Source organism: Paenibacillus sp. FSL E2-8871, from assembly GCF_038000345.1.
In the GTDB taxonomy this organism is placed as follows: Bacteria; Bacillota; Bacilli; order Paenibacillales; family Paenibacillaceae; genus Paenibacillus_AQ.
In genome coordinates this window covers 4,509,599-4,532,295 of record NZ_JBBOBV010000001.1, presented here as the reverse complement: position 1 = coordinate 4,532,295, position 22,697 = coordinate 4,509,599, and the positions used below count along the sequence as shown (strand labels likewise).

Genomic DNA, 22,697 nt, shown 5'->3' with positions numbered 1-22,697 from the left:
GGTCTCAGGATGGTGCCTGCGGAAGTGGGCCTGTATCCGCGCCAGCAGCTCCATTGGACTGAAAGGCTTGGTCATGTAATCGTCGGCTCCCAGTCCAAGTGCGTCGATTCTGTCTTCCACTTCTCTTCTCGCACTAAGCGCAATGACCAGCGTTTCCGGACGATGTTCCCGCAAGTAGCGTAGAACTTCGAAACCGTTACCGTCGTCCATCATGATGTCCAGAACGATCAGTGAGAAAGGCTGCGCTTGTAGCTGTAAGATCGCCTGCCGCCCAGACCCCGCTTCGGCGATGTCCCATCCGGCGCGTTCCAGATGTAAGCGAATAAGCTCGCGAATGTCGGGTTCATCATCGACGATCAGAATCCGGTCCATGTTTTCATCACTCTCCATTTTTTGCTAACTATGATTTCATTATTATAGAAAAATTAGGTAAAATTAGGATCGGAATATCGGATGGGGATTTTGATAAGTAGAAGTCGGTTCTTAGATAAACGTATAATGGGTACATTGAAAAGGACAAAAGAGGGAGCTACATACATCGTAACTTAGGTCATAACTGAGGAGTGGTAGGCATGGCACGTGTCTTATTTATTAATGCTGGATCAGAGGGACATATCAATCCAACGATTGGCGTTGTACAGGAGCTCATTTCTCGTGGAGAAGAGGTAGTGTACTTCACTATAGAAGCTTTTCGGGAGCGTATGGAGGAGACAGGTGCTATAGTACGGACATTGGACGCTCAACAATTTATAAAAGCCTTTATTTCAGGTGGGAGAGATTATCTGCTTGAAAGAGTCAATGGGCTTTTACTTACGGCGGATATCGTTATACCAAGTGTTCTTGAACAGATTAAGGGGGAGCATTTCGATTACATCATCCATGATTCGATGTTTGGTTGTGGACGTTTACTGGCTCAAATTCTTAATCTTCCTGCAATCAACTCTTGTACTTCTTTTGCACAGACAAAGGAATCATTTGATCAAGTCATGGAACGATTCTACACAGAAGCCCCTGCAGAAATAGTAAAAGCTGTAGACGATAGATTTCAAAGTCTGACCATAAAAATAAAGGAACAATATGGTGTGCAGATTCACTCTCCTTACGAAGTGTTCTGTAATCCTGCACCACTTACAATCGTGTATACGACAAGGGAGTTTCAACCTTATGGAGAAGCCTTCGACCCATCGTATAAATTCGTTGGTCCTTCCATCTCTTCACGATTAACGCCAGATCATTTTGATTTTTCTGCAATTAAGGGAAAGGACCTAATTTACATTTCAATGGGTACGGTCTTCAACCAAGCAAGTGATTTCTATAAGCTTTGTTTTGAGGCATTCGGGAATACGGATTATACGATTGTTATGTCCATTGGGAACAAAGTGCAAATCTATGATTTGGGAGAAATTCCTCCCAACTTCATAGTTAAAAACTATGTTCCACAGACGGATATATTACAGTACACAAAAATATTCATTACACATGGTGGAATGAATAGTGCGCATGAGGGTCTCTACTATGGGGTTCCGCTAATTGTAATCCCACTAAGTGCGGATCAGCCGATCATTGCGGAGCAAGTCGTCAATATTGGAGCGGGCATTAAATTACAAATGCAAGGATTAACTGCAACTGAACTGCGTGAAGCTGTAGAGCGTGTGCTCACCCTTCCGTCATTCCAAAAAGCTGTTGCAACGACTAAAGATTCCTTTCGAACATCCGGTGGATCTCATCAAGCTGTTGATGAGATTTTCAAATGGAAGTGTCAATATCTTGGTTAGTGTGCATGGCCATCCGTTGAAGGATGGCCATATTTGTTTAACTTTCGAGACAAGCCTATCGCGTACTCTCCACATAATTAAAAATAGCATCTCTCAACTCAAACTCGTACGTCAAACCATTCACAAGTCCCACCACATGATTGCTGTCATACAGATCAAGCATGAAGCCAGCCATTTCCTTCGCGGTATGGAATTTCCGCACAGCGCCGTGATATTCGAAATTCGTGATATCGAAAGCACGTTTCGCGAATTCTGTTTCTGTTGCGGCAGGTGCCAACACTTTAACCTGCATAGGTGCACCTTGACTCTTCAACTCATGAGATAGTCCTTCAGTAAATGCACTTACATAAAACTTGCTCGCACAGTACGTTATAGCATTGCCCACAATCGTATAACCGCCACCAGATGAAACGTTAATTAATTGCGTGCCATCAATAGTGGAGTAGTCTCGAACGAATAAAGAGGAGAGTATAGTCAACGCTTCTATGTTCAGATGTAGCATTGTAGTTATTTTATTTAAATCTTGCTCGGCCACTGAAGCAAAGTTCCCAAATCCGGCATTGTTGATCCAGGTTTCGATGGAATATCCTTGCAGGCTTTCATACAATGTATAAGCATTCTCGATAACGGATAAGTCAATCGTTTGAATGACAACCTCTACATTAGGATGAATACCAGCGATTTTAGACTGTAATTCCTCTAGCTGTTCCTTTCTGCGGGCCACAAGGATTAAGTTTTTTCCACGAGAAGCAAAAGCTAGGGCAGTTTCATAACCTATCCCTGAACTAGCGCCGGTAATTACAGTGTACTTCATGTGAGTTCCTCCTATTTTTTCTACGAGAATGTAATTCGATCTTACAGCGATTTGATTATATAGGTTAGAGTTTACTCTAAGGCAAATGTTTTTTATAATCAGGGTGACTTTCAAAATAAAATAGATTAGAGGATTTGCATGTACACGATTAGCGAGGTATCCAAGTTATTGGAGATAACCACATATACACTGAGATATTATGAAAAAGAAGGGATCGTTGCTCCGTTACGCAATGCCAATGGAGAAAGGGTATATGATGATACTCATCTTGCTTGGCTGCGATTTGTACTGAGGTTGAAACAAACCCAAATGCCCATCTCACAAATCCGGCAATATGCCCAGTTATATTTAGAAGGAGAACATACAAGCCAAGCCCGCTTGAATCTTCTGGAAGATCATAGAAGCTCAGTTCAAGATCAAATCAGACATTTAACAGAGACAGAGAAGATGCTGAACGACAAAATTGCTAATTACAAGGTCTTCATTAGTAAAGGGAATACACTGGATTTGTCTATGGATGATTAGTTGTAAAATTACGCTTCATCCATGAAAAAGGGGATTACCTCAGGCCTCACGGCCAACAGGTAATCCCCTTTTCCTCATACATATGGATCTGTTGTAGCGTTTATTATTTCAGAGGAATTTTGATCTCTAGTTGCTTGTTGTAATTTTTAACTACATTACCTTTGGCATCTACTTTATAAGCCCCTGCAGTGCCTTTTTCAAACACCGCTTGATAAGGTCTGATAATGAGATATTCTGCGGCCGGGCGAAGCGCCTCGAACAATAAATCTTCAGAAACAGTATTATGGGTTGTTGCAACAGATTCCCGTGCAATATATTCTAATTCGTTTCCCAGATTATCATAAATATCATATCCTAAAGCCTGTGCTTGGGTAGCAACCCCTTTAACTGCTAAAGCAATGCGCACAGAAGTCTCTCCCACAGCAACACGATTAGTTTTGATTTCAAATTGGTTGTCTTTCTTTAAAGCTGGTAGCTGAATGTTACGCGCTACTCCTGCTTGCTTAAGAGAAAACTTTAGTACATACGGATCTTCGATTCCGTTAAGCTTCACATGGATGCTCAATTCAGAGGAAGCCAGGCTTGCCTTTTGCTGCTCAGTTAGCCATCCGGTCTGCAATACAACAACCGCCTTGTTGGCGTCACCATCACTGATCCAGCGTGGTGATTTAAAATCAATTCCACCTGAATTAGTGAGCTTGGCGTCTACTGCCATAATGGTTCCTTCTGCAAGGTAAGGCTCACCTTTATCGTTCAAGGTTACACCTGCGAGCATTCCTGAGAACAGGGATCCCTCACGGCTCAGATCGATCTTAATATAATTACCGTCAAACTGTGCACTGCCCTTTAAAGTAAGCTGATCGTGTGAATCGGCGACTTTTGTTGTATTCAGGGAAGCTTCAGCGGCGGTTTGAACACTGGCTGCTTGGGTTAAAGCCGGCATTCCCAACGCTCCAAGGCATACAGCAGCACTTAAAATTACAGACAATTTCGTTGTCATTTTCTTCATGATATCATTCTCCTTAGTGTTTATTTAACTAGCACGTTTATTTCCAGACCATCGATATAATGCTTCACAGGATTTCCGGAGCTGTCTGTTTTGAATGCGCCACTCTTACTTTTTGGATCCTCGAACTCATAAAGATAGCCACGGATTGTGAGCATATTGGGATGTTTCTCGAACGGCTCTACAAGCAGATTCAGATCCTGTGATCTATTGGATGAAAGGAGTGCTTTTTGCGATATATTTTCCAATACCAGTCCCTGTTCATCCGTCACTTCAAAGCCCAATGTATTAAAATCTGCGTAATCCCCGTCAGTCTCTTGTTCAATGTTGAGTAACAGGCGCGTGGTTAATGGGCTATATTCCAGCTTTTGCAGCGTCAGACTCCATCCCTCTGCTTGTGCGCGCATATCAGGTACGACAATACTATTTTCTGTAACCTTACGTGCAGGAATCTCCAGAATGTATGGTGTATCTATACCGTTTAAAAGAAGGGTTACAGTCAGTTCAAATTGATCAGGGAAAGGCTTGGTGATCCCCAAATTCGAAGAATCCACCAGTTGAAAAATAGCTGTACTCTGCTCCTTGCCTTCCATCCAGGTTAGAAAAGGAACAGCATCCCAATGACCATCTGAGAATTCCTCCATTGAAACCCCATCGATCAAAACTTCTGCGGACATTATTGAACCTTTGCCTAGAAAAGGCTTCCCATCCGCTCCAATCGTCACGCCGGTGAGCTTCCCGTCCAGCCCTTCTCCCTCGCGCTTCACTGAGAATGCCAATCGGTTGCCATCAAATACAGCCTCTTCGGCAGACAAGGTGATTCCATCATGCGTATCACTACTATTCGGTCGTGTAATCAGACCCAGACGCTGAGCAGCTTGCAATCCTATATCATCTGCCCGTTCAAAAATTCCGCCTATCCATGGAAGCTGCTTGAGTGCATTGGCCAACGTTGGCGGATAGACGGCCGTTAGCATAACACTTAGCACTATCGCTGCAGATACAGCAGCTGCGATTTTTGGATATATCCGTTTTTTCTTTTCCTTTTCCACAGGATCCTGGACAATTGTGGCGAGTGATGCATAAATCGAATCCTGCCGCGACCGCAGTAAAGGTGGAAGCTCCTGTATATTAGCCTTTCCTAGCTCCCTGATCTGCTTTTCTAAATTGTTATTATTCATTAGCAAGACCCTCCTCCCGCACAGGATGTATCTGTTTGGACAACAATCTCCGTGCGCGATGAAGTCGTGCCCTGACCGCTCCTTCGGAGATGTCGAGCACATCTGCAATCTGCTTAATGGATAAATCGTCATAATAAAAAAGCACGATAGCAAGCCGCAGGGATTCGTCCAACTGATTAATGAAGCTTTGCAGGTCTACGTTGCCTGAATCTTCAAAATGCACATAGGAATCGACCGGTTCTTCGGGAATTTCCGCCACAGCTATAGTTCGCTCTCGCATACGAAGTAACTGATTGCATTCATTAATCAGGATGCGTATAACCCAGGTTTTAAAAAACTTAGGCTGCTTAAGGTTGGCCAACCCTTTATACACCTTCAGTGTCGTCTCCTGAAGAGCATCCGCGCAATCTTCATCTTTTAGCAGAATGGTTTTGGCTAATCTGTACAACTGGGATTCCAGTTGCCTAAAAAGACGGGTAAACGCCTCGTGGTCGCCTTTCTGCGCTTTTTTGATATCCAGTTCGTTTTCCAGCAAATGATTGTTCCTCCTTGAGGGCCCTCTGTATGATTAGATGGAGAAGGCATACAAAAAGTTATATTTGGATAAAAAAATATGAAATCCATTTAATATCATCTATTCCAGAATAATGGAAAATGAAGATTAAAGCCTATAAAGCTTGCTTAAGCATACAAAATGTTATCTTTTCATCCGTTACTAAATATTTTAACTATTGGTATATTGATTTGTAAGTGCTTACATAACTTAGGACGCACACATATGCATCTGAAAATTTAGAATGGAAGGTGATCAGAACGTGAGAGTTAATCAAAAGGGTATCTCTGCATTTTTAGCAGTGTTGTTGCTGCTAAGTTCATTCTCATTCAACATGAGGAGTGCTTTAGCTGCAGATTCGAACAGTTCTTTAATAGTAAATGGCGGTTTCGAGGACAATTTCTGGGAAGATGGATCATGGAGTGTCAATACGTCAGATTGGAATCAAGTAGAAATTAAGCATTTTGCATATGCCGATGATACTTGGCTAAATCCAGATGAAGGAGCTCATGCTTTCAAATATTGGATTAACAAAGTCGCTACTGGAAACCAGACCATCTCGCTTAAGCAGACTATAACGAACCTCCCTGCGGGAAGTTATGAGCTCTCAGTCAAGTCGATGGGCGGTACTGACAAAGAAACGGGGAATGTTGAATTGTTTGCGGGTGACGAGACGGCATCCGCTGTTGCTACCACTGGCTATAATGCTTGGGGAACGCTCAGCCTGAAATTTATCTTGAAGCAGGATACCCCGAGTCTTGAGGTTGGCGCGAACATAAGCGGCGCTCCAAGCGCATATGGATTTCTGGACAGCTTTGAGTTGAAACAGTTGAGTACGGATACGACCCAGCCGGTGGCTGCGGATATTTTTGTGAAGAAGGTGGAAGGACTCCAGCCTGATTTTATTAAGGGCGTGGACATCTCCAGTATTATTTCTTTAGAGAATAGCGGAGTCGAGTTTTACAATGAAAACGGAGAGGTGCAGGATATTTTTACAACCGTACATGAAGCCGGGGTTAATTACGTTCGGGTACGGATATGGAATGATCCTTTTGATACAGCTGGAAAAGGTTATGGTGGTGGCAATAATGATCTGGCCACCGCGATTGAAATTGGGAAAAGGGCGACCACAAACGGCATGAAGCTGCTAGTGGATTTTCATTATTCTGACTTTTGGGCCGATCCGGCCAAGCAGCATACGCCTAAGGCATGGGCCAATCTGAGTTTCGAAGATAAGAAGACCGCACTTTACGAATATACCAAAGTAAGCCTGCAAGCTCTGCTTGATGCAGGTATTGATATTGGCATGGTTCAGGTAGGCAATGAAACGAATGGACAATTCGTTGGTGAATCTAATTGGACGAAGATGAGCCAATTGTTCAATGAGGGAAGCAAAGCCATTCGGGAGATCGATCCTAATATTCTGGTTGCTCTGCATTTTACAAATCCGGAGTCGGCAGGCAGATATGCCACTATAGCGAAGAATTTACAAGATAACAATGTAGATTATGATGTGTTTGCAAGTTCTTATTATCCATTCTGGCACGGTACATTAAGCAATTTGACATCCGTGTTGAAGCAAGTCGCTGATACTTATGGGAAAAAAGTAATGGTAGCCGAAACCTCTTACGCGTATACCGCAGAAGACGGGGATGGACACGGAAATACAGCGCCGCAAAGCTCAGGTCAAACTTTAAACTACCCTATCAGCGTTCAAGGTCAGGCTAACTCAGTTAGAGACGTGATCGAAGCGGTTGCGAATGTGGGTAAAGCGGGAATTGGCGTGTTTTATTGGGAGCCTGCTTGGCTTCCGGTAGGTCCGAAAGAAAATCTGGAGCAGAATAAGTTGATATGGGAACAGTACGGTTCCGGTTGGGCATCCAGCTACGCGAAGGAATATGACCCTGATGATGCAGGGGAATGGTATGGCGGAAGTGCCGTTGATAACCAGGGTTTGTTTGATTTTAATGGACATCCGCTTGCCTCGCTGAATGTGTTCAAATATGTGAATACAGGCGCAGTGGCCCCTATTGCTGTAGATGAAATTAAGGATGTTTCGATAACGGCGATTGCTGGGGAGCCAATCCATCTGCCAACAGACGTAAGTGTTACTTACAATGATGGAAGTTCCGGCAAGATGTCAGTGGTTTGGGATCAAGTTGCGCTTGAGCAAGTCATTAGCAAGGGTGCGGGCAGCTATGTGATCGGTGGAACGACGGAAGGCGGTCAGGTGGTAAAGGCTTTTCTAGTTATTAAAAAAGAGAACTTTATCGTCAACGCAGGCTTTGAAAATAGCGATAGAAGCATGTGGAAAATCACCTATGCTGACGTTAATGCTCCACATACAGACTACCAAAATAAAGTTACAGATGCCAAAACAGGCAACTATTCACTACATTTCTACTCTGCGAAAGCAGTGGATTTTAGAGTAGAGCAGACTATTTCTGGTCTGAAGCCGGGATATTATAATCTTTCGATGTTTATTCAAGGGGGAGATGCTGCCAACCCCAATATGAATCTGTTTGCTGTAACGGATGGTAAGGAAGTAAAAGTAAACACCGGTGTGAAAGGATGGGCACAGTGGAATAATCCTGAGATCCAGGATATTCTCGTTACCGATGGAACCCTTACAATCGGAGCTAATATCAAAGCAGACGGCGGCGCATGGGGATCGATTGATGATTTCTATCTAAGCTTTGTCAAAGGTATTGAGGAACCTGCTATTGTTGATACGGATGCAGAAGTACAAAATATCACTTCTATGACAGCTACGGTTGGAGGAAATATCACTTCGGACGGTGGCGCTAAGGTTACAGAGCGAGGAATCGTATATTCTACTAGTGCCAATCCGACAATTGAGGATGGTAAAGTTATAGCTGAATCAGGTGGAACAGGTGCCTTTTCAGTAAGTCTTGCAGGACTTCAATCTGGATCTATCTATCATGTACGTGCCTATGCAGTGAATGCAACCGGAGTAAGCTATGGACAAGAGATTACGTTTACAACATTAAGTTCTAGTGCAAGCTTGAATAGCTTGAATTTGAGCGGCATAACATTGGATCAAACAGTGAGCGGAAGTGTATACGACTATACAGCGATTGTACCGTATTCTTTATCTAACTTCACAGTGACGGCAACGGCCAGCGATGCTGTTTATGGTACCTTGACAGTGAGTATGTACAATAGTGCCAATACACTTGTGGCCGGTCCGATAAGTTTGGCAAGTGGGGCAACAAGCATAGAGCTTCCCCTTGAAGTAGGTAGTAACCGATTGGAGTTATTCGTAATTGCCCAAGATGGCACAGGTACGAGATACACAGCAACAATAACGAGAGCTGCGCAAGATAACGGTTCTGATGGTAATGGAAACGGTGGTAATGATGGTGGTAGTACCTCTAATGTCGTACTTCCGGTTATCTCCTCCAATGGGAAACTGACGCTTCCTGCAGGTCAAGCGGGTGAAGTCAGATTGGATAATGGGCTTGTGATTTCAATTCCAGCTAATGCTTCAGGCAAGCAGTTGGTATTAACGATTGAGAAAGTGCTCGATTCGCAGAATCTTCTCAGCAATCATGAGATTTTCGTAAGCCCGATCTATGAAGTTCTAAAAAACTTCGCGGAGAACTTTAGTAAACCAGTCACGCTAACCTTTGTGTTCGATTCAGGACAAGTGAAGAGCGGCCAAACTGTAGCGATCTTTTATTATGATGAAGTGAAGAAGAGCTGGGTGAAAGTTAATGACGGCAAAATAGATGGAAATCGCATTGCTGCAGATGTGGATCACTTTACGAAGTTTGCTGTACTCGTAGTGGATCAAGCGACTGGATTACCGGTAACCAATGTATCTACTGAACCGACAACAGAGGCTCAATTTAGCGATATCTCGGGACATTGGGCACAGGCTAATATTAAGAAAGCGGTGAGCGAAGGGATCGTCAAGGGTTATGCCGACGGAACGTTCAAACCGAATGGTGCGGTGACACGCGCTGAATTTGCGGTGATGCTGATGAATGCGCTGAAGCCAACTGGAAACGGTGTGGAATTGGGCTTCACAGATACAATCCCTGCTTGGGCTGAGAAGTCCATTGCACAAGCCTTAGAGGCGAAGATTATACGCGGCTATGAGGATGTTACCTTCCGTCCGGCAGCGAGCATAACACGTTCGGAGCTAGCAGTTATGATCGCTAGAGCAGCAGGGGTAGATTTAACAACGGCGGCATCAACAGGCTTTGCTGATGATAGCCAAATTCCTGCATGGGCAAAGGATGCGGTTGCAGCCGTGAAGAAATCAGGCATTGTGAGCGGACGTAACGGCAATGTATTTGCACCAAATGAGACCGCAACAAGAGCAGAGGCAGTAACCATCATTATGAATCTGCTGCAAACTAAATAGTAAACCTACTGTAGTAAGAAAAAAGACCGTCCTTAGGACGGTCTTTTTGTCTATTCTCTATGTGCGCCCAAGCTTGGCATTCAAAAAAAGAAGAACCAGCAGAGTCTGCTGGTTCTTCTTACTTATATAAATAATTTGCATGCAAAGAAAGATCGTGATATTATAAAATAATCACTGTTGATTTAACGAATTTACACATAAGTGTAACATCTTATCTACACTATTATAATACCATGTGGATTAACAGTTTGTCAAATTTTAATTTTTGCTTCTTTATAACAAGAATGAAAAGGAGCGTGTTCGTGAAGATGGTAAACGTAATGGATTGGCAGCAAGAACAAGATCGGCTTGATTTGGTTACGGAAAAGCTGCAATCAAGAATCGCAGAACTAGAACCAGAAGTGACTGGGCTACGTGATCAAGTGGTGGACATTCGCAAGCGGTTTTGGGAAGAAGTCACGGTCAATACGAGCACAGACGAAGATTTCGAAGAGACCTTCTACAGTATAAAGCAGCAAGAAGCATTGTTGTCCGAGCGAGAGCGCAGCCACCGGCAGCGGGTGCAGCGTTTTAAGAATATGAAACGGCTACTGCCGTCTCCCTATTTTGGGCGAATGGATTTTCAAGAAGATGGTTTGGGCTTGAGTGAGAAAATTTATATCGGAGTGGCTTCTTTCGTTGATGCAGACGGTGTGGACTTTCTGGTGTATGACTGGCGAACGCCTATTGCAAGCATGTATTATGATCATTCCCCAGGGCCATCTACTTACGAAACGCCGGGAGGACAGATTACAGGTGAGATGATGCTGAAGCGGCAATATCAGATCCGTTACGGTCAGCTCCAGAACGTGTTCGATACGAGCTTAACGATCGGGGACGAATTGCTTCAGCAGGTGCTTGGCAAAGGCGCAGATTCACAAATGAAGAGCATTGTGGCGACCATCCAGAAGGAACAGAACGCCATCATCCGCAATGACAAAAGCCGTATGCTTATTGTGCAAGGAGCGGCTGGCAGTGGAAAAACGTCCGCAGCGCTGCAACGGGTAGCGTATTTATTATACAAACACCGCGATAGGCTCAAGGCAGATCAGATCGTTCTTTTTTCGCCAAATCCGATGTTTAACAGTTATGTATCGACGGTGCTCCCTGAGCTCGGCGAAGAGAATATGCAGCAAACGACCTTTCAGGAGTACCTTGCCTATTGGCTCGGATCCACGATGAATTTGGAGGACCCCTTCGAGCAGATTGAATATGTACTGACGTCACAATCCTCGCAGGGGTATGAAGCACGGTTAACTGGGATGCAATATAAGGCTTCTGAGGCTTTCCTGCATGCTCTTCAAAGCTACGCGTTATGGTTAGGCAAAGAAGGTATGCTGTTCCACAGTATCCGTTTCCGGGACCGCGAGTTGATTACTGCGGAGCAAATGAAGTCGCAATTTTACAGCTACGACAGCTCTATACGATTGGCTAATCGCGTTGCTTTACTACGTGAATGGCTGCTGCGTGAGCTGACTAAGCTAGAGCGTCAGGAAATGGAAGCGCCCTGGGTTCAAGATGAAGTCGATTACCTCGACAACGATCAATATGCCGAAGCTTACAGTGAGGTGCTTAAGAAGTACCGGCGAGAGGAAGCAGTCTTCGATTTTACAGAGCAGTATCTTGAAATCTATGGCGATTTTCGTACTCAGAAGGACGGGGAAGAGAATGTCTTTGACTTTAGCTCGCAGGAAGATGAGTTGCTGCGTCGTATGATCGTGAAGGATCATTTCAAACCGCTAAGACGGGATGCCAAACGTTTGAAATTCATAGATACGATTGGATTATACGAGCAGTTATTTAGGGATGAAGCCACTTATCAGAAAATGACGGGTGAGACCGAAGTACCTGATCAATGGCCAGAAATCTGTATGCAAACGAAGGAAAAGTTGAGCCATACCGAGCTGTTTTATGAGGATGAGACCCCATTCCTGTATTTAAAAGAGCTTATCGAGGGTTCTCGCACGAATACAATGGTGCGGCATTTATTTATTGATGAAGGACAGGATTATTCGCCGTTCCAATTCGCGTTCCTCAAACAATTGTTTCCCCGCGCCAGCATGACAGTACTCGGCGATTTCAGTCAAGCGATTTTCCCGCAAGCGACGAATCTGCAAGAGGTGGATTCTCCTTTGATCCGGCTTTATGGTGAAGAGGAAACGAACCTATTTCGTTTAATCCGAAGCTATCGTTCGACTCGCGAGATTGTGGAGTTTACGAAGGCGCTGCTAACTAATGAAGAGATCGTGCCTTTTGATAGGGGCGGCAAGAAGCCGCACCTATTGAAGGCTAGCAATGAGGTGGAGCGGGCGGTGCGGATAAAAGAGGATCTTGCGGCGCTTATGGCCGAAGGTCTCGACTCCATCGCCGTTATTACTAAGACTGCTGCGGAAAGCCGCGAAGCCTATGAAGCACTGCTTGCACAGGGGGGCGAGAATCTAAGGCTTATTACGAAGGAGACGCTCACCTTTGAGAAGGGAACGCTAGTTATTCCCGCGTATCTTGCTAAGGGCGTAGAATTCGACGCTGTGCTAATCTACGATGCTTCCACGCAGACGTATCATCGGGAGAGCGAACGTAAACTCTTTTATACAGCTTGTACGCGCGCGATGCATCGGCTTCACCTGTACACGACAGGCAATTGGTCGCACTTTATTCAAGCCTTGGATACCTCTTTGTATGAGGAAGTGTAATTAGACATATCAAAATCAACCTCTTCAAGAAATTCGATAACTTCCCCATTGGGACTGTGAACGATCGCGTTCTTGATCAGAAGAGGCGGTTCACCAAGAGAAAGCGAATCTGGTGCTATAAAAGCCTTTGCTCCATGAGCAAGGGCTTTTTCGTACATTTCATCGACATTATCCACATAGAAGGCGAAATGTAAGAGTGCTCCGTGAGCTATATCCTCTTCAGACAAGGCTTTTTTTCCTTGGGCGGCAATGACTGCATCGTTATCAAAAATCTCTATGCAAGTTCTTTGATCAGGTGAAATAAGCATCGAAGCTTCTTTGATTTGAAAGGAGGGCAGACTCCAATGATGACCTAACTTAAATCCTAAGACGTCAATGTAAAATGAAATTGTTGCTTTATAATCTTTGGCTTGAATCGCTATATGTGCAAGACCTTTTACGCTCATTATTAATCACTCCTATATCTAATGTACTATTTATTATAGTTGGATTAAAATAGGAGATACATATATAAGATAAGTGTTTTATACTGACATGGTTATTGAATATAAGGTATTTTAGTTGAATGGGTTTATTTATTAAAAAGAGCTAGGAGGCGCTTGATATGGAACATCTTATGGATGATATTGATAAAAAGATTATGCAATTATTGCAGTACAATGCTCGAATGCCCATTTCACAAATCAGTAAAGAGGTTTCGATGTCACAACCATCCGTTAAAGAAAGAATCATTAAGTTGGAGGAAAGGAACATCATTTCGGGGTATCATACAGCTTTTAATTTGCGGGATCTGAACCGGGGTACGACTACTTTTATTCTAATTAAAACAGAACATTGCCAAGAGCTCACCGATTTTTGCAACGATGCAATGGAAGTCACCGATTTGTTCCGCATTAGTGGAGAATATAATTATCTCATTAAGGTACAGACCTCAACGATTGAGGCGCTTGCTGAATTTCAAGATCACCTTATAAAGTTCGGACCTTCCAAATCGCATATCAGCTTGAAAAATATTTTGGAGAACAGAGTGCTACTCTAAAGCGAAGTTTCCAAATACAAGATATAGTAACCGCTTTCTTTTCGTTGTAAAATGGGTCAAAATAGCAGTCGTATGGATACGTATATAAGGGAGCATGCGCATGGAGAGTAAACAGTCTAGTAAAAAGTATATTCCATTCACATACAAGATGATGATTCCGTATCTCATTCTTGTATTGCTGACAGATGTGCTGGTTGGCTATATAGCCTATACAATGCTCGTAGAGTCCAGGACTGAAATGGCGGAAACGAATGTCCGGACCGCATTAAAGCAGACGAGGAACAACATCGAATACCAGACAGATGAAATCAAACGTATGACCAACTCACTGTTTCTAAATACGAATTTTCAGAATGCCCTTCAGTTCAGGGGAGATCCTTTGGAAAACATGCTCAAAATGAGAGATGATATCGTTCCTTATATGAAGGCCCCTCTGCAACTGTATGGGAACAAGCTGAGACTTGCGCTTTTTACGGTCAATGAGACGATGCTTGAAATTACCGGTGATGATATGTCGACACCCATCGGTCGAAGTGATTATTATGTTCTTTCTGATCAGGTGATCGAGAATACGGAGTGGTTTAAGTCGATTGTTGCGAATAATCAAGACAGTTTGTGGCTTCAAACGGATACTGACCGTGAGCTAGGTAATATTTCATATTTCCGTAAGCTTGTTTCTTCCAAGGCAGCACCTGCGATTATCGGATATATTCGCGTTACGGCGAGGATTGATGAGCTATTTGGCAATTTTGATACTTTTCCGATTGAACAGGGGATTGAACTTCGTCTGTTGGATAGGGCTACAGGAATGACTTTGTATGAACAAGGTGTTGCTGCTGAAGATACGAAACAAGATGATTATTTAATTATTAGTGAAGATATTCCGGTCTCCAGCTATGTCATTGAGGCGCGTGTACCCCACTCTTATTTGAACAAAGACGCTAGTAGAATGCGGAAGGTAATTAGCACCGTTTGTTCCATTAGTTTTTTGGTGATGGCTATTATCGGTTTTCTTGTTGCACGTATATCTGGCAAGAAAATTAAGCGGATTGTGTATTTGGTCCGATCGTTTCAGGAGGGGAATTTTTATAAAAGAATCGGATTTCCGGGGAACGATGAATTTGTCTATATTGCGAATAGCTTTAATCAAATGGCGACCAGCATTCAGGAACTCATCCGGAACGTCTATGTGCAGGGCATTCAGAAAAAGCAAGCGGAGCTGGATGTGCTCCAAGCCCAGATCAGTCCGCATTTCTTGTACAATACGCTGTCGACCATTGGCAGTCTGGCCAATTTGGGGGAAGTGGAGAAGGTTACGCAGATGGTACAAGGCCTCTCCAAATTTTATCGGCTCACTTTGAACGATGGGCATGTATATATCTCACTTGAAAATGAGCTGGAGCAGGTGAGGATGTATCTTGAAATCCAAAGAGTAAAGTATGCGGACGCCTTTGAGGTTTATTATGATGTCGATCCGGAAATTTTACAGGTGCCTATTATTAAGCTGATCTTACAGCCGTTTGTGGAGAATATATTCAAGCACGCCTGGTTCGGGGAGACTATTGCGATTCGTATTACTGGAAAGCGGCTGGGTGACCGCATCGAACTCAAGGTCATTGATAACGGGATCGGCATGCGGCCGGAGACACTTCAAAACATGCGATCAAGCGCATATCAACCAGGCAGCTACGGTCTGAGAAACGTGGAGGAACGAATTAAACTGCGATACGGGAGCGATTTCGGCATTCAAATCGGTAGCTATTTTGGAGCGGGAACGACAGTTCAAATTATTTTACCGGTGGAAAATGCAGAGATCAGGGAAGTGATGGGGGAGTGAGGAGTATGGCGATGGAGATCAATGTTCTGCTGGTGGATGATGAAGTAATCGATTTGGAATGGCTTAGACGGCGTGTAGCCGGCAGTGATCATTTGCCTTTGCATAGCGTGAGAACGGCAACAAGCGGGTTTGCCGCTCTAAAATTGATGGAGCAGCACCCTGTTGATATCATTCTCTCTGATATCGGTATGCCGATTATGTCAGGCGTGGAATTTGCACGGAAAGCGAAGGAGATTAACCCAGAGGTCCATATTCTATTTATTAGCGGACATCAGGATTTCAATTATGCCAAGGAAGCGATTCAATTGAACGCATACAGTTATTTGCTTAAGCCTGTGGATGATGACGAGCTGAACGAGACGCTGACCGAACTCTGCACCAAGATTGAGAAAGAGAGGACGCAGCGTACTTCCTTGTCGGAAACGCTGACGCTTGTTAATCAGGAGCTACTGCTGCGTTGGTTTAACGAGGCTGCACCGGGACAGGTTGAAACGCACATTCATAACGTTCTCACGCCATACTTACAAGGTGCATCAGCGGTTGCCATCATTGAGATCGACGACATGGCGCGAAAAATCCAAACCTGGACGGAAGAAGAGCGGAGTTTATGGAGCAGCACTGCCAATCAGTTTATCCGAAAGTTTGCTCAGGATCAAAATTTGGGCATGGTGATTACGACTTATGACTATCACTTTGTGATCCTTGCTGCGGTTCAGGAACAATATTTTACAGCTTTGCTGGAAGAGTTGATTCGGGCGTTCTATCAGGAGTTCTCCTGTTCGATTACGATCGGAAGAGGAATGTACACAACCGACCCGGTCAAGCTACATGATTCCTATCGGCAGGCACAGGCCGCGCTAAGCATTAAATGGATCGTAGGGAAGAATAGGTTGATCCAAGATGCCTCGGAATGGTCACCAAAGGAAAAGATGGCTTCGGACTTAGAGGTTATTGTGGATCGTATGCTTAAAGCTATGCTCGACTACGACCTTACCACTATTGATGATTGCTTGCTTCAGCTATTTGCCGGAGACAGTCCGATCTCCCAGAAAAACGACATCTACGATATCATTATCCGGATTACCTCTAAGCTTCATGCTGATCTGCAGCAAATGAATGAGCATTTGTACGAGATTTTGAATTGGGATTCTCATCATCCTTTTGTGCTGTTTCAGTTCGAAACGGTGCATGATATCCTTTCGTGGCTGAGAAGAAGATTCTTTGAACTGTCGGAGCTGCTTTATTTGAAACGCCAAAGGCAAAAGCGCAAGTTAATTGATGAAATCACGGAGTATGTGAAAGAAAGATTAGATCAAAAAATAACGCTAAACGAGGTCGCTGCACATTTCGACTTTACCCCTAACTATCTGGGGCATCTGTTCAAGGTCGAAACCAATAGTCTCTTCAGCGATTTTCTAAGTGAATTGCGTATGAAGCGGGTATGCGAGCTACTCGAGGATCCAACGAAAAAAGTATATGAGATTGCGGAACAAGCCGGATATAAAAATATTATTTATTTCAATAGGCAGTTCAAGCAATATATGGGCATGTCGCCCGGCGAGTACCGGAAGAAAAATAAAATCTGAATCGATTACTTATTGGGGAGGCTCATGTTCTATATGGAACAGGGGCTTCTTTTTTATCGAAATTGTTTATGAATCGTTGAATTAGTATTATGTTTAGTTGTTTCGCTGAATTATCTCACCGCCGCCGTCCTTTTATAATGAGAGATATAGAGAAGAAAGGGGTGCAAAGATGAAAGGGCATACATTTTGGAGCGATTTAAAAAACTATAGGGTTCTGTTGCTGATGCTGGCTCCGGCGGTTGCTTTTTTTCTTTTGTTTGCCTATGTCCCAATGGCGGGCATTATTATTGCCTTCAAGCATTATGATTACGCGGGCGGTATTTTTGGAAGTGCCTGGAACGGGCTCGATAACTTCCGCTTTTTCTTTGAATCAGGAGATGCTTGGCGGGTAACACGGAATACAGCATTGTACAATATTGCATTCATCGTTGTAAATAACTCTTTGCAAATTTTTGCAGCCATTATGTTGTTTGAGGTCGGTGGCAAATGGTTCCGCAAAATTACGCAATCGGCGTTGTTTCTTCCCTACTTTATTTCATGGGTAGTTGTCGGCGCGATTGCCTATAACCTGCTCAATTATGATATTGGTACTGTGAACGCACTCCTTAGAGGACTCGGGCTAGAACCTATTGATATTTACAATACGCCTGCCTACTGGCCGTATATCCTAGTTCTCGTTTCCGCCTGGAAAGGCCTTGGATACGGAACGGTAATGTACTTGGCCGCGATTACGGGCATAGATACTGAACAGTATGAGGCAGCTGAAATCGATGGCGCCAATATTTTTCAGCGGATCCGGAAAGTGACGATTCCAAATCTTTACCCGACGATTATTATTTTGGTGCTGCTGGCGGTCGGGAATATTTTCCGCGGTGATTTCGGGATGTTTTATAACATGATCGGCAATAACGGTTTGTTGTTCTCTTCGACGGACGTTATCGATACTTTCGTGTTCAGATCGCTGATTACTTCGAATGATATCGGCATGTCGGCTGCGGCTGGCGTTTTCCAGTCCGTTCTTGGCTTCGCAACGATCATGACTGTGAACTATGCTGTTCGTAAATACGATAAAGACCGCGCCTTATTCTAACCGCATCAGAGGTACAGTTTTCATAATGGAGGTAACGATATGAAACAGCTCGATCGTAAAATATTCTCGGGTATTGGTTATGTATCCCTAATCTTTCTCGCAATTTTATGTATATTCCCGTTTATACTTGTCGTATCTTCATCGCTGACGGAAGAGTCAAAAATATTAACTGATGGCTATCAATTTATACCTACGGCCTTCTCAACAGAAGCCTACAGCATTTTGTTTAAGTATCCCGACCAGATGATTCAAGCCTATATGGTGACCATAGGCGTTACTATAATAGGCACACTGTTTGGCTTGTTTCTGACTTCGATGACGGCTTATGCGCTATCCAGAAAAGATTTTAAATGGCGTAATAAATTTTCGTTCTTCTTTTTCTTTACAACTTTATTTAACGGCGGTCTGGTTCCATGGTATCTGCTTATGGTCAATTACCTCCATATCAAAGATACATTGCTGGCTTTAGTGATTCCGATGATGCTCAACGTCTTCTACATCATTGTTATGAAGTCGTTTATGGGCAGCATTCCGGAAGCAATCGTAGAATCGGCTAAAATTGACGGTGCAGGCGATTTTAAGATCTACGCCCGTCTAATCCTGCCTCTCTCTAAGCCGGCGCTAGCGACTATTGGTTTGTTTCTGGCTCTTGCCTATTGGAACGACTGGTACAATGCCCTTCTATTTATTTCCGATGAGAAGCTGATGCCGCTTCAATATTATTTGTACAAAATGCTTGGCAATATGGATGGCATGCGAAAAGCCATGATGGGTGCAGGAGCAGTCGTAACCACATCGATCCCAAGCGAGAGCTTGAAGATGGCAATGACGGTTGTAGCTACAGGTCCGATTCTGCTCGCTTATCCATTCGTTCAGAGATATTTCGTTCAAGGCTTGACGATTGGCGCTGTGAAAGGATGAACCCGGGGAAATCCGGTTTATCAATATAATTAATACAAGGGGGAAGGCTTGAAATGCTGAGAAAAAATAGATTCATTATGCTCGCACTCGTTTTAACCTTCGTAATGATTTTGAGCGCATGTGGTGGTGGCAACAACAACGCCAATACACCCGCTAAGGCTACCAATAATGCCGCTGAGGTAACAAGTGAGCCTACAGAAACAGCGAGTGCAACGAATGCAGCCGAAACTTCAGATACTATAGACACCTCTAAAGAAGTAAAGCTGAAAATGATCTTCGTTGGGCCTAAACCGATAGACTATGATAGTGTTTTTGCTGAAATTAATAAGAAACTGAAAGAAAAAATTAATGCGACCCTTGAGGGCGAGTTCTTGGACTGGTCTGACTGGGCTCAAAAATATCCACTGAAGCTGGCGGCAAATGAAGATTTTGATCTCATCTATTCGGCAAACTGGGCTGGTTATAATGATCAGGCGCTGAAAGGCGGATTCCTAGAATTGACCGACGAGCTGCTTACCAAATATATGCCGCAAACTAAGGAAGCTATGTCAGATGTGAGCTGGGATCAGGCAAAAGTAAACGGTAAGCTGTATATGGTTCCGCAAAACAGAGGAGAGTCTGTTGAAAAGCTGATTCTATATCGTGAAGATTTGCGTAAGAAATACAATCTTCCTGAAATCAACAGCCCGGAAGCATATGCTACCTATTTGAAGACGATAGCTGAGAAGGAAAAAGGAATTACACCTTTCACTCCGGAAACGGGAGACTGGAAGTATCATAACTTGGACCGTGTATTACTGAAGCAGCAAAACGAATGGAATATGTTTGACCTAGATCTTCCGTTTGCCTTCAAATTGACCGATGAAACAGGCAAAGTCTTTAACGTCTATGAAACGCAAGAGTTCAAGGATCTACTCGTGTATTACAAAGATCTCGCTGATAATAATGCCTGGTCGAAAAACGTTCTGAACAGCAAAAATGATCATCAGGCGGATTTTAAAGCAGGCAAAACAGCCTCGATTACGCATAATAACGGAACACTTGGAGCACTCATGGCCTTGATGCGCCAAGAAAATTCTCCTTATGAAGTGGCACTAGCCGACATCAACCAAGGGAAGAAAAAATCAGTGGCGATTTCTACACAAAACGGTACGTCGATTCATGCGACTTCCAAAAATGTAGAACGTTCCTTGATGCTGATCGATCTGATGCAGAATGATAAAGAACTGCACGACCTGATGATGTACGGAATTAGTGGCGTGCACTATGAACCGGTTGGCGACACCAAATATAAAGCACTCGACAAAAATCCGAACTTTACCGGCTTCTCTAATTGGAACTTCAACTCGCCACTCAACCTTGACAATGAAGCATTCCCTCAAGAAGCTAACGATCTGGCTAAGGGCTGGGAAGCTAACGTCTACCACTATGCCCTTGAGACCTTTGTATTCGACAATAGCAAAGTAAAGACGGAAATTGCCAATGTGGGCAATGTAATGCTCCGCTATGCCATTCCGCTTGAGTACGGCGTAATTAAAGATATCGACAAAGGCCTTGCAGATTTGAACAAACAGCTGAAATCAGCTGGCATTGATAAAATCCAGGCTGAGCTGCAAGCGCAAATCGATGCTTTCTTAGCGAACAAGTAATATACAGGATAAGGGAGGCTCAACAGTCATGAAATGGCTGTTGGGCCTCCCTGTTTTGGGGGATCGTCCGAATATGTGGCTCGCTATCGGACACAGCCGAGCGGCGTATGAAGAGTTCAGAGGTTGCATTTGTTTTAGTATGAGCTAGTATAATAAGGCAAGAAGCTCCCTCTCGGGAGCCTAAATAGCTTCAAGGGCATCATAAGCGAGCCATTAACTTCGGAAGATTGGAGAGAGAGATGAAAAATATATTGTATAAGTATATGAGTAAATTTACATCTCTTAACGAAGAGGATCAGCAGGATATTGTTGAGGGTATCCTTATAGAGGAATTTAAAAAGGGGACAGTGCTCCTTAGACAAGGAGATGTTCCCACAAAATGTTTTTTCGTGCTAAAAGGTTGTGTTAGGCAGTACTCGATAGATGAATCGGGAAAAGAAGTCACATCTAATTTCTACACAGAAGAGCAAGCGGCTTCGATTTTTAATCGGCATCAAGAAAGTAAGCCCTCTGCGTACACCTTAACCTGTCTGGAAGATAGCACATTGGTGGTTGGTGAACTTAATGCGGAACAAGACATGCTTCACAAACACTCGCAATTGGAAACGATGATCCGCAAAATGGTAGAGGAAAACTTAGGTGAGGTACAGGATGAATTAACTTCATTTATCGCTTCCAATCCTGAAGAACGTTACAAAGCTTTGTTGCGAAAAAGACCTCACTTACTCACTCGCGTACCTCAGCATCAATTGGCCAGCTATCTGGGGATGACACCAGAGTCATTAAGTAGAATTAAGAAGCGGGTTCATTCCAGTGATAACTAAAAAGAAAGTCATACACTTTTGTGGAGTTTTCCTCCTCTAAGCAGCAGCCATATCCCAAAGCCTAGTTCTCCTACAATCATAGGAATAGTGAAAACATAATTTAATATTGTAATGACCCCTTCGTATTGTGGGAGAAATATTTTGCTTAGATGAATGATCATATAACCTATTGAAGCAAGCAGCAATAAGATGCCGATTACTTTAGGGATGATGTCAGATTTTAAAGCCACATAGCCCACAATTAACAGATGCCCGCCAAAAACGACTAACCCCATAGACCAAATCCATTGAAATGCTTCCAGAAATAACATCATAAATGCTTGAGTCTGTTCGATTTTTAATGAGGAAAAGTCGATTGTATTTCCCGTGAGCAGCAGCACAACTATCAAGTTTAGTATAGCAATTCCCAATATAGCGGAATAGGTTAGACGAAGCCATGCGCCGAGTAAGGAAAGCTTTTGGTTAATCGGTTCTAGAAACACATAAAACGCCCAGGCGACCAGGATGTCAGTAATCATAATGATGATCCAACCCAAAATTTCACCTTTGAAAAGGTTAGTGGATGACACAAGGTTATTGAATGTGGCGCTGGCATCGCCCTGAACAACAAGATTCCCATGGACAAAGCCATACGAAAAAAATGAGGCAAGGGTCATGATAATAAGTGAGATTCCAGCAGTTAAAGCGGACTTTCGCTGATTCGATAGATCTTTTTCTGAGATAGCCATAGATAGCCTCCTAAAGGACTTTTTATTTTCATTGTAATTAGGAG

Annotated in this window: 17 protein-coding genes and 2 pseudogenes; 11 read left to right on the top strand and 8 right to left on the bottom strand. The window is 43.5% G+C overall.

Features of this window, described 5'->3' with window-relative positions:
* Positions 1-14 precede the first annotated feature (14 nt).
* Positions 15-114: pseudogene (locus NYE25_RS31320) on the bottom strand (DNA-binding response regulator); the annotation flags it as partial.
* Positions 91-372: pseudogene (locus NYE25_RS31315) on the bottom strand (response regulator); the annotation flags it as partial. The pseudogenes NYE25_RS31315 and NYE25_RS31320, both read right to left, overlap by 24 nt.
* 200 nt (positions 373-572) lie before the next feature.
* On the opposite strand from NYE25_RS31315, the gene NYE25_RS20545 reads away from it, so the two are divergent.
* A complete protein-coding gene (locus NYE25_RS20545; protein ID WP_340973512.1) occupies positions 573-1,775 on the top strand; it encodes a macrolide family glycosyltransferase in 1,203 nt (400 codons plus the stop codon).
* 55 nt (positions 1,776-1,830) lie between these two features.
* Here the strand turns inward: NYE25_RS20545 and NYE25_RS20540 are convergent, their stop codons facing one another.
* Positions 1,831-2,589: an SDR family NAD(P)-dependent oxidoreductase gene (locus tag NYE25_RS20540; protein WP_341146736.1), complete on the bottom strand. Its 759-nt coding sequence runs from the start codon at positions 2,587-2,589 to the stop codon at positions 1,831-1,833.
* Positions 2,590-2,727: 138 nt separating this feature from the next.
* Between NYE25_RS20540 and NYE25_RS20535 the strand changes: the two genes are divergently transcribed.
* Complete coding sequence (locus tag NYE25_RS20535) at positions 2,728-3,114, top strand: MerR family transcriptional regulator (RefSeq protein WP_076285022.1); 387 nt, start codon at positions 2,728-2,730, stop codon at positions 3,112-3,114.
* A gap of 103 nt (positions 3,115-3,217) precedes the next feature.
* Here NYE25_RS20535 and NYE25_RS20530 read toward each other — a convergent pair whose 3' ends face one another.
* Genes NYE25_RS20530 through NYE25_RS20520 form a run of 3 tightly spaced genes read right to left on the bottom strand, consistent with a single transcriptional unit; the run spans position 3,218 to position 5,836 of the window.
* A complete protein-coding gene (locus NYE25_RS20530; RefSeq protein ID WP_076285021.1) occupies positions 3,218-4,123 on the bottom strand; it encodes a DUF5643 domain-containing protein in 906 nt (301 codons plus the stop codon).
* A 20-nt stretch (positions 4,124-4,143) separates the two neighbouring features.
* Complete coding sequence (locus tag NYE25_RS20525; protein ID WP_341146735.1) at positions 4,144-5,301, bottom strand: DUF4179 domain-containing protein; 1,158 nt, start codon at positions 5,299-5,301, stop codon at positions 4,144-4,146.
* Positions 5,294-5,836 carry a sigma-70 family RNA polymerase sigma factor gene (locus tag NYE25_RS20520; protein WP_231573368.1) on the bottom strand — a complete coding sequence of 181 codons (543 nt, stop codon included), beginning with the start codon at positions 5,834-5,836 and terminating at the stop codon, positions 5,294-5,296. The genes NYE25_RS20525 and NYE25_RS20520 overlap by 8 nt, the downstream gene beginning before the upstream one ends.
* Positions 5,837-6,188: 352 nt before the next feature.
* Between NYE25_RS20520 and NYE25_RS20515 the strand changes: the two genes are divergently transcribed.
* Both NYE25_RS20515 and helD read left to right on the top strand, forming a co-directional pair.
* The gene (locus NYE25_RS20515; RefSeq protein ID WP_341147762.1) at positions 6,189-10,247 is read left to right on the top strand and encodes a glycosyl hydrolase 53 family protein; all 4,059 of its coding nucleotides are present in this window, start codon (positions 6,189-6,191) and stop codon (positions 10,245-10,247) included.
* 308 nt (positions 10,248-10,555) lie between these two features.
* Entirely contained in the window at positions 10,556-12,979 is a 2,424-nt protein-coding gene (gene helD / locus NYE25_RS20510; RefSeq protein ID WP_341147761.1) for an RNA polymerase recycling motor HelD, read from the top strand.
* Here the strand turns inward: helD and NYE25_RS20505 are convergent.
* Entirely contained in the window at positions 12,943-13,425 is a 483-nt protein-coding gene (locus NYE25_RS20505; RefSeq protein WP_341146734.1) for a VOC family protein, read from the bottom strand. The genes helD and NYE25_RS20505 overlap by 37 nt on opposite strands.
* A gap of 158 nt (positions 13,426-13,583) precedes the next feature.
* Between NYE25_RS20505 and NYE25_RS20500 the strand changes: the two genes are divergently transcribed.
* The 7 genes from NYE25_RS20500 to NYE25_RS20470 all read left to right on the top strand — a co-directional run bounded on the left by NYE25_RS20500 (position 13,584) and on the right by NYE25_RS20470 (position 21,925).
* On the top strand, positions 13,584-14,018 hold the full coding sequence (locus NYE25_RS20500; protein ID WP_076285015.1) for an Lrp/AsnC family transcriptional regulator: 435 nt from the start codon (positions 13,584-13,586) through the stop codon (positions 14,016-14,018).
* Between the two features lie 100 nt (positions 14,019-14,118).
* Positions 14,119-15,855, top strand: a complete 1,737-nt coding sequence (locus NYE25_RS20495; protein ID WP_341146733.1) for a sensor histidine kinase — start codon at positions 14,119-14,121, stop codon at positions 15,853-15,855.
* An 11-nt stretch (positions 15,856-15,866) separates the two neighbouring features.
* Positions 15,867-17,441 carry a response regulator gene (locus tag NYE25_RS20490; RefSeq protein WP_341146732.1) on the top strand — a complete coding sequence of 525 codons (1,575 nt, stop codon included), beginning with the start codon at positions 15,867-15,869 and terminating at the stop codon, positions 17,439-17,441.
* A gap of 169 nt (positions 17,442-17,610) precedes the next feature.
* A complete protein-coding gene (locus tag NYE25_RS20485; protein ID WP_042192982.1) occupies positions 17,611-18,531 on the top strand; it encodes an ABC transporter permease in 921 nt (306 codons plus the stop codon).
* A gap of 39 nt (positions 18,532-18,570) precedes the next feature.
* Entirely contained in the window at positions 18,571-19,452 is an 882-nt protein-coding gene (locus NYE25_RS20480) for a carbohydrate ABC transporter permease (RefSeq protein ID WP_076285013.1), read from the top strand.
* Positions 19,453-19,505: 53 nt separating this feature from the next.
* On the top strand, positions 19,506-21,101 hold the full coding sequence (locus NYE25_RS20475) for an ABC transporter substrate-binding protein (protein WP_076285012.1): 1,596 nt from the start codon (positions 19,506-19,508) through the stop codon (positions 21,099-21,101).
* Positions 21,102-21,340: 239 nt separating this feature from the next.
* On the top strand, positions 21,341-21,925 hold the full coding sequence (locus NYE25_RS20470; protein WP_042192976.1) for a Crp/Fnr family transcriptional regulator: 585 nt from the start codon (positions 21,341-21,343) through the stop codon (positions 21,923-21,925).
* 8 nt (positions 21,926-21,933) lie between these two features.
* Here NYE25_RS20470 and NYE25_RS20465 read toward each other — a convergent pair whose 3' ends face one another.
* Complete coding sequence (locus tag NYE25_RS20465; RefSeq protein ID WP_341146731.1) at positions 21,934-22,653, bottom strand: DUF4386 domain-containing protein; 720 nt, start codon at positions 22,651-22,653, stop codon at positions 21,934-21,936.
* Between the last annotated feature and the right edge of the window lie 44 nt (positions 22,654-22,697).

Bases quoted from the DNA above. Each gene is read 5' to 3' on its own strand.
- NYE25_RS20545 (WP_340973512.1), top strand. From the start codon at position 573: ATGGCACGTGTCTTATTTATTAATGCTGGATCAGAGGGACATATCAAT.
- NYE25_RS20540 (WP_341146736.1), bottom strand. From the start codon at position 2,589: ATGAAGTACACTGTAATTACCGGCGCTAGTTCAGGGATAGGTTATGAA.
- NYE25_RS20535 (WP_076285022.1), top strand. From the start codon at position 2,728: ATGTACACGATTAGCGAGGTATCCAAGTTATTGGAGATAACCACATAT.
- NYE25_RS20530 (WP_076285021.1), bottom strand. From the start codon at position 4,123: ATGAAGAAAATGACAACGAAATTGTCTGTAATTTTAAGTGCTGCTGTA.
- NYE25_RS20525 (WP_341146735.1), bottom strand. From the start codon at position 5,301: ATGAATAATAACAATTTAGAAAAGCAGATCAGGGAGCTAGGAAAGGCT.
- NYE25_RS20515 (WP_341147762.1), top strand. From the start codon at position 6,189: ATGAGGAGTGCTTTAGCTGCAGATTCGAACAGTTCTTTAATAGTAAAT.
- helD (WP_341147761.1), top strand. From the start codon at position 10,556: ATGGTAAACGTAATGGATTGGCAGCAAGAACAAGATCGGCTTGATTTG.
- NYE25_RS20505 (WP_341146734.1), bottom strand. From the start codon at position 13,425: ATGAGCGTAAAAGGTCTTGCACATATAGCGATTCAAGCCAAAGATTAT.
- NYE25_RS20500 (WP_076285015.1), top strand. From the start codon at position 13,584: ATGGAACATCTTATGGATGATATTGATAAAAAGATTATGCAATTATTG.
- NYE25_RS20495 (WP_341146733.1), top strand. From the start codon at position 14,119: ATGGAGAGTAAACAGTCTAGTAAAAAGTATATTCCATTCACATACAAG.
- NYE25_RS20490 (WP_341146732.1), top strand. From the start codon at position 15,867: ATGGAGATCAATGTTCTGCTGGTGGATGATGAAGTAATCGATTTGGAA.
- NYE25_RS20485 (WP_042192982.1), top strand. From the start codon at position 17,611: ATGAAAGGGCATACATTTTGGAGCGATTTAAAAAACTATAGGGTTCTG.
- NYE25_RS20480 (WP_076285013.1), top strand. From the start codon at position 18,571: ATGAAACAGCTCGATCGTAAAATATTCTCGGGTATTGGTTATGTATCC.
- NYE25_RS20475 (WP_076285012.1), top strand. From the start codon at position 19,506: ATGCTGAGAAAAAATAGATTCATTATGCTCGCACTCGTTTTAACCTTC.
- NYE25_RS20470 (WP_042192976.1), top strand. From the start codon at position 21,341: ATGAAAAATATATTGTATAAGTATATGAGTAAATTTACATCTCTTAAC.
- NYE25_RS20465 (WP_341146731.1), bottom strand. From the start codon at position 22,653: ATGGCTATCTCAGAAAAAGATCTATCGAATCAGCGAAAGTCCGCTTTA.